The sequence below is a fragment of the Mycobacterium sp. genome (genome assembly GCF_049280035.1).
Lineage (GTDB): Bacteria > Actinomycetota > Actinomycetes > Mycobacteriales > Mycobacteriaceae > Mycobacterium.
The window spans coordinates 1-4901 of sequence record NZ_JBAPPI010000361.1 but is presented as its reverse complement, the minus strand read 5'-3'; the positions used below and the strand labels follow the sequence as shown (position 1 = coordinate 4901).

The following is a 4901-nucleotide window of genomic DNA, read 5'->3' as shown; positions in this document are numbered from 1 at the left end:
GTCCTCGGCGAGGTCGGGGAAGGCCTCAGCCGCCCACGGCGGTTTGACCCCGGTCTCGGCTTGGATGGCGTGCTTGAAGTCGTCGTCGTTGAAGGTGAGCATCCCGCAGTCGGTGTGGTGAATCAGGATGATCTCGCGGGTCCCCAGCAACCGCTGGCTGATGGCGAGCGAGCGGATCGCATCGTCGGTGACTACGCCACCGGCGTTGCGGATGACGTGTGCTTCGCCCGCTTTGATTCCCAGCAGGCGATAGACGTCCAGCCGGGCGTCCATGCACGCCACGACTGCCACATGTTTGCTCGGCGGCAGCGGCAGCGGTCCCGTGAAGGAGCTTGCATATTCAGCGTTGTGGGCCAAGTAGTCATCGGTAACCGTCACGCCAATCTCCTTGTGTCACAGTGTCGTTTGCTGCACAGTTCCGACCCAAGTGGGTGATTTTAGCCGTCAAAGCGCGGATTTTCACTGGTCCGGCTCAGCCCGATCGGAAGGTTTCGGCCCGTGTCTGAGCGGGGCCCAGGTTCGCCGCCGCGCCGCCTAGCTGCCGCTTTGCGCCGCGCCGCGACTTGCCAGCTGGCATCTCTTACCCTGGCCCCATGCGAGACAAGCAAGGCCGGCGGTCATGATCCGCTTCCTGCTGCGCCGCTTGCTCAATTACCTCGTGCTGCTGGCGCTGGCTTCGTTCTTGGCCTTCTGCCTGGCCTCGGCGGCGTTTCATCCGCTGGACAGTTTCATCGAGCGTCACCCCCAGCCGCCGGCTGAGGCTATCCACGCCAAAGCCGTTGAGCTCGGCTTGGACAAACCCGTACCCATCCGGTACGCGGAGTGGGCTGCCGGCGTGGTCCGAGGCGACTTCGGCACCACGGTGACCGGTCACCCCGTCTCCCAAGAGTTGTGGTCCCGAGTCGGGGTCAGTGTTCGGCTGGTGGTGATCGGTTCGCTGGTGGGGACGGTGACCGGCGTGGTCCTGGGCGCCTGGGGGGCGGTTCGTCAGTATCGGCTGAGCGACCGGGTGATCACCGTGTTGTCGCTGGTCATTCTGAGCATCCCGTCGTTCGTGCTGGCCGGCCTGCTCATCCTGGCCGCGCTGCGGATCAACAACATCGCCGGGGTGCGGATCTTTGCCTACACCGGGGAAACTTCGCCGATTCCGCCTGGCGGAATCTGGGACCAACTCGTCGACCGCGCTCGGCACATCGCGTTGCCGAGTCTCACGCTGGCCCTCGGCACGGCCGCGAGCTTCAGCCGATACCAACGCAACGCGATGCTGGACGTGCTCGGTGAGGATTTCATTCGGACCGCTCGGGCCAAAGGCCTGACCCGCCGGCGTGCGCTGTTCAAACACGGCTTGCGCACCGCGCTCATCCCGCTTGCCACACTGTTCGCCTACGGGGTCAGCGGCCTGGTCGTCGGCGCGGTGTTCGTCGAAAAGATCTTCGGCTGGCACGGCATGGGCGAATGGGTGGTGCAGGCCATCTCGAGTCAGGACACCCAGATCGTCGCGACGATCACGCTGTTCACCGGTGCCGCCCTGCTATTCGCCGGGCTGTTGTCTGACATCATCTATGCGGCGCTGGATCCCAGGGTGCGGGTGTCATGACACGCGCCGGCGACGATGCAGAGCGAAGCGATGAGGAGGAGCGGCGCCAATGACACGCGCCGGCGACGACGCGCTGATGACGCAAGAGACCACCCCGGACACCACCCCACTGCGGGTCGGCATCAATCCAGCTACCTTCACGTCGCGACGGAGCCTGGTCATCCGTCGCTTCATGCGCAACAGACCTGCTGTGGTGGCGTTGGTTTTGCTGGTGGTGCTGTTCGTCGGCTGCTACGGGCTGCCGGCGCTGCTCCCCTATAACTACACCGCTCTCGACTACCACGCGCTGCTGCAGCCACCATCGATCAAGCACTGGTTCGGCACGAACGGGCTCGGCCAGGACCTGTTGGCTCGGACCCTGCGCGGCATGCAGAAGTCGATGCTGATCGGCTTTTGTGTGGCACTGATCTCGACCAGCATCGCCGCCACCGTCGGATCGATTGCCGGCTACTTCGGCGGCTGGCGCGACCGCGCGATGATGTGGCTGGTGGACCTGCTGCTGGTGGTGCCCGGCTTCCTGATAATCGCGATCATCACTCCGCGTATCAAACAGTCGAGCAGCATGTTGTGGCTCATCCTGCTGCTGGCCATATTCGGTTGGATGGTCAGCTCACGGATGGTGCGCGGCTTGACGATGAGCCTGCGCGAACGTGAATTCGTCCGTGCGGCACGGTTTATGGGAGTGCCGGACCGGCGTGTGATTGTTCATCACATCCTGCCGAACGTCGCCTCGATCCTGATTATCGACGCGACCCTCAACGTCGGCTTCGCGGTGCTAGCCGAAACCGGGCTGAGCTTCTTAGGATTCGGTATTCAACCACCCGACGTCTCGCTGGGTACGCTGATCGCTGACGGCACTCCTTCGACCACCACATTTCCCTGGGTATTCCTCTTCCCGGCCGGAGCGTTGGTACTGATTGTGTTGTGCGCCAACCTCACCGGCGACGGCCTGCGCGACGCGTTGGATCCGAGCAGCCGATCATCGCGCCGCAGGAAGCGGCGCCAAAAGTGACGGCCCTGCTGAAGGTGACGGACCTCAACGTCGCCTTCGAAACCGGTGACGCGCGCGTGTCGGCGGTGCGCGGTACGAGTTACCACATCGACCCTGGCGAAGTGGTCGCCATCGTCGGGGAATCCGGTTCGGGCAAAACCACTGCCGCGATGGCCGTGGTCGGATTGCTACCCGAACACACCGACGTCTCCGGATCGGTGCGATTACACGGCGAAGAGTTAATCGGGCTGTCCGACCAGGCGATGTCCCGGATTCGCGGCAAGTCGATCGGCACCGTCTTTCAAGACCCGATGTCGGCGTTGACGCCGGTCTACACCGTCGGGGATCAGATAGCCGAGGCGATCAAGGTCCACAACCGCGAGATCAGCCGAGCAGGTGCTCGCAAGCGCGCTGTCGAGTTACTCGAGCTGGTCGGGATTGTGCAGCCGGAAAGCCGGGCGAGGGCTTTTCCGCATGAGCTATCCGGCGGCGAGCGTCAGCGGGTGGTGATTGCGATCGCGATCGCCAACGATCCCGACCTGCTGATCTGCGACGAACCAACCACCGCGCTGGATGTCACCGTGCAGGCGCAGATCCTCGACGTGCTGCGAACCGCGCGCGACGTCACCGGCGCCGGAGTGCTGATCATCACCCACGACCTGGGTGTGGTGGCGGAGTTCGCCGACCGCGCGCTGGTCATGTACGCGGGACGTCCCGTCGAGATCGCTGGAGTTGCAGAGCTTTATCGTGACCGCCGGATGCCCTATACGGTCGGGCTGCTGGGTTCGGTGCCGCGCCTGGACTCCCGACAGGGCACCCGGCTGGTTCCGATCCCGGGCGCTCCGCCGACGATGACGTCGCTGCCCGATGCCTGTCAATTCGCGCCTCGCTGTCCGCTGGTGATCAGCGAATGCCGTTCGGCAGAGCCCGATCTCGTCCCGATTCGGGACGGTCACCAGGCTGCCTGCATCCGCACCGGCGACGTCGCGGGGCGCAGCGCGGCGGACATCTATCACGTAACAACGCAGCCGGTTGCGGGCGAGAACGCCGTCGCCGATCGGCCGGTGGTCCTGCAAGTCACCGACCTCGCCAAGACCTACCCGCTGACTAAAGGAGTCGTTTTTCGCAGACGGGTCGGGGAGGTGCGTGCGGTCTCTCGCGTCAGCTTCACCTTGGAGCAGGGCCGCACTCTGGGCATCGTCGGCGAATCCGGTTCCGGCAAATCGACCACGTTGAGCCAGATTCTCGAACTCGCCGCACCCCAGGCCGGTGCCATCGAGATTCTTGGCAAAGACGTCGCAGGCCTCGACCCAGCCGCCCGTCGTAAGCTGCGGACCGAACTGCAGGTGGTGTTTCAGGATCCGGTCGCGTCGCTGGATCCACGGCTCCCGGTGTTCGACGTCATCGCTGAGCCGTTGGTCACCAACGGGTTTGACAGACGCCGCTGCGAGGAGCGGGTCGCTGAGCTGCTGGGAATCGTCGGGCTGAACCACGCCGACGCCAGCCGCTATCCAGCCGAGTTTTCCGGTGGGCAGAAACAGCGAATTGGTATCGCACGGGCGTTGGCACTGCAACCGAAGATCCTTGCGCTCGACGAGCCGGTGTCGGCGCTCGACGTGTCGATTCAGGCCGGGATCATCAACCTGCTGCTTGACCTGCAGCAGCGATTCGGGTTGTCCTATCTGTTTGTGTCGCATGACCTTTCGGTGGTCAAACACCTGGCCCACCGAGTGGCGGTGATGTATCGGGGCGAGATTGTGGAGCAGGGCGATGGCGAGCAGGTGTTCACCAACCCGCAGCACGAGTACACCCGGCGACTGTTGGCCGCAGTCCCGCGGGCGCACCCGGATGTTGGCGGTGGTTAGCATCGTCTCGATGATTCGCAGGCTTGCACTGCTGGCAACTGTGATGATTTGTGTGATCGTCACGGGCTGCTCGGGGGGCTACAAGGACGTCGTGGGCCGGCAAGCTGTGCGGGTCGGCACCTCTAGCGACATCAATCCCCGCGACCCGGCGACGCTGCGCGACGGCGGCGACCTGCGGCTTGCGGTCAGCTCGTTTCCGTCGAACTTCAATGTATTGAACATCGACGGCAACACGGCCGACGTCGCTTCGATTGTCACGCCGACGCTGCCGGGGGCGTTCATCACCCAGGCGGACGGGTCGCTGAAACTCAACACCGATTACTTCACCGCTGCCGAGTTGACCAGCGCCAGCCCGCAGGTCGTCACGCTCACGATCAACCCGAAAGCGGTGTGGAGCGACGGCACCCCGATCACCTGGGAAGACATCAAATCCGAGGTCGGCGCATGC

Annotated in this window: 4 protein-coding genes and 1 pseudogene; 4 read left to right on the top strand and 1 reads right to left on the bottom strand. The window is 64.3% G+C overall.

What is annotated here, in order from left to right; translation table 11 throughout:
• Positions 1–378: beta-class carbonic anhydrase (locus WAN71_RS12135; RefSeq protein ID WP_422225559.1), on the bottom strand; the 378-nt coding region annotated here is incomplete at its 3' end.
• Between the two features lie 241 nt (positions 379–619).
• Between WAN71_RS12135 and WAN71_RS12130 the strand changes: the two genes are divergently transcribed.
• The 4 genes and pseudogenes from WAN71_RS12130 to WAN71_RS12115 form a co-directional block, all read left to right on the top strand.
• Positions 620–1597, top strand: coding sequence for an ABC transporter permease (locus WAN71_RS12130; protein ID WP_422225558.1), 978 nt, complete (start codon positions 620–622; stop codon positions 1595–1597).
• A 76-nt stretch (positions 1598–1673) separates the two neighbouring features.
• Positions 1674–2609 carry an ABC transporter permease gene (locus tag WAN71_RS12125; RefSeq protein ID WP_422225560.1) on the top strand — a complete coding sequence of 312 codons (936 nt, stop codon included), beginning with the start codon at positions 1674–1676 and terminating at the stop codon, positions 2607–2609.
• Entirely contained in the window at positions 2606–4453 is a 1848-nt protein-coding gene (locus WAN71_RS12120) for a dipeptide ABC transporter ATP-binding protein (RefSeq protein WP_422225557.1), read from the top strand. Before WAN71_RS12125 ends, WAN71_RS12120 begins: the two co-directional genes overlap by 4 nt.
• A 10-nt stretch (positions 4454–4463) precedes the next feature.
• Positions 4464–4901, top strand: a pseudogene (locus WAN71_RS12115) (ABC transporter family substrate-binding protein); the annotation flags it as partial.